Annotated in this window: 1 tRNA gene; it reads right to left on the bottom strand. The window is 51.5% G+C overall.

The features are described 5' to 3' along the window. Positions 1–86: 86 nt before the first annotated feature. A tRNA-Leu gene (locus VC35_RS27995) sits at positions 87–171 on the bottom strand. Positions 172–295: the final 124 nt, after the last annotated feature.

The following is a 295-nucleotide window of genomic DNA, read 5'->3' as shown; positions in this document are numbered from 1 at the left end:
ACTGAGCTACGCCCACCATATAAAGAAGCCAAACAAACTTCTTTATCAAGCTCCAGCCAGGTCAAACGCCTGAGTGAAGCTTTAATTGGTGCGGATGAAGAGACTCGAACTCTTACGCCTCGCGGCGCTGGAACCTAAATCCAGTGTGTCTACCAATTCCACCACATCCGCGGGTGAAGCCTTTAAAGCAAAGGCGCCAGACTGTTAATCTGGCGCCTTTCGAAATATGGGGTGGACGATGGGGATCGAACCCACGACAACGGGAGTCACAATCCCGTGCTCTACCAACTGAGCT

The sequence above is a fragment of the Pseudomonas fluorescens genome, from assembly GCF_000967965.1.
Taxonomy (GTDB): Bacteria; Pseudomonadota; Gammaproteobacteria; order Pseudomonadales; family Pseudomonadaceae; genus Aquipseudomonas; species Aquipseudomonas grandcourensis.
Note: the sequence above shows the minus strand (reverse complement) of the source record. Positions and strands in the feature narration are given on the sequence as shown.